This is a genomic window from Natrinema soli, assembly GCF_028618695.1.
The window spans coordinates 1-1,256 of the sequence record NZ_JAQIVI010000381.1; the positions used below are offsets into that span (position 1 = coordinate 1).

Below are 1,256 nucleotides of genomic sequence, written 5' to 3' on the forward strand. Positions count from 1 at the left end.
GTCTGGGCGCTCGGCGACGTCCTCGGCGAGCAGCCGTTCAAGCACGCGGCCGACGACGGGTCGACGGTCGTCGCGGCGAACGTGCTGGACGATGCCGGGAAGACGATCGACTACGAGGCGATGCCCCACGCGATCTTCACCAGCCCGCGGGTCGCGAGCGTCGGGCGAACGGAGCGCGAACTCGAGGACGAAGACCGCGAGTACGAGGCCGTAACCGTCCCCTACGGGACCGCGCCGATGGGGATGATCCTCGAGGCCGACGACGGCTTCGTCAAAGCCATCGCCGGGCCAGACGGCGAGATTCTGGGCTGTCACATCGTTGGGCCACAGGCCCCGACGCTGCTCCACGAGGTAGTCGTCGCGATGGACGGCGGCGGCACGGTCGACGACGTCGCGGAGCCGGTCCACGTCCACCCCGCGCTGAACGAGGTGGTCTATGCGGCCTTCGACGAGCTATCGGACTCGAAATACTCGACGGCGCCAGACTGGCGAGATGTGAGCGGCGAGGACTGACGGGATTCGATAGAGGGAAGCGATGTCTCGCTCCAGACCAGCCAACCAGATTGCGGTGGCGCGCGCTGTCTGCGAGGCGCGACCGGAAGGGAGTACCTCGAAAGCGAATAGCGCGGGACCGGAGGTCCCGCGAACCATGCGAACGGGTCGAAGACCCGTGAGCAGACGGAGAGCGAATCGATCCGTGAGCAGGCCGACCGAACGACAGTGAGGGCGGCCGCCGACACTGCATGAGGGAGCGGAGCGACCGAACGAATCGGCTGGGAAGGACGTGGCGACTGGGGAGGGCGTGGCGATCCCCTGTTGCCGCAATAGCAGGACACTCCTTCTCATCTACTCTCCACAGAACACGCCTTCTCTGAACGCTCCTTTCGAGCGGTTAGCAGCCGCCTACTCGTCCGTCGAAGCGTCCGAAACCGGTCCGCTATCGACCGCGCCGTCGTTGGCGAGCCACTCCGTCAGGCTCCCCTCGTAGAAGGCGACGTTCTCGTATCCCAGCGCTTTCAGGACGACGTAGGTGTGACTGATCCGCCGCGCGGTGTTGCAGTAGAGGACGATCTCCCGATCGGGGGTGATCCCGTGCTCGGCGAGCAGGTCCTCGAGTTCCCCCTCGGGTTTCAGCCGCCGAGTGTCGTCGTCGACGACCTCGCGCCAGTCGAAGCGCACCGCGCCGGGCAACCGGGCCTCCTCGAACTCGTCCCGTTCGCGCGTGTCGACGAAGACGGCGTCGCGCTCGAGGGCGT

At 66.7% G+C, this 1,256-nt stretch carries 1 protein-coding gene and 1 pseudogene; one reads left to right on the forward strand and one right to left on the reverse strand.

What is annotated here, in order from left to right; translation table 11 throughout:
* Positions 1–513 (forward strand): annotated as a pseudogene (locus tag PGX04_RS21380) (dihydrolipoamide dehydrogenase); the annotation flags it as partial.
* A 390-nt stretch (positions 514–903) separates the two neighbouring features.
* Here the strand turns inward: PGX04_RS21380 and PGX04_RS21385 are convergent.
* A partial coding sequence (locus tag PGX04_RS21385) for a rhodanese-like domain-containing protein (RefSeq protein ID WP_273740356.1) occupies positions 904–1,256 on the reverse strand: 353 nt, incomplete at its 5' end.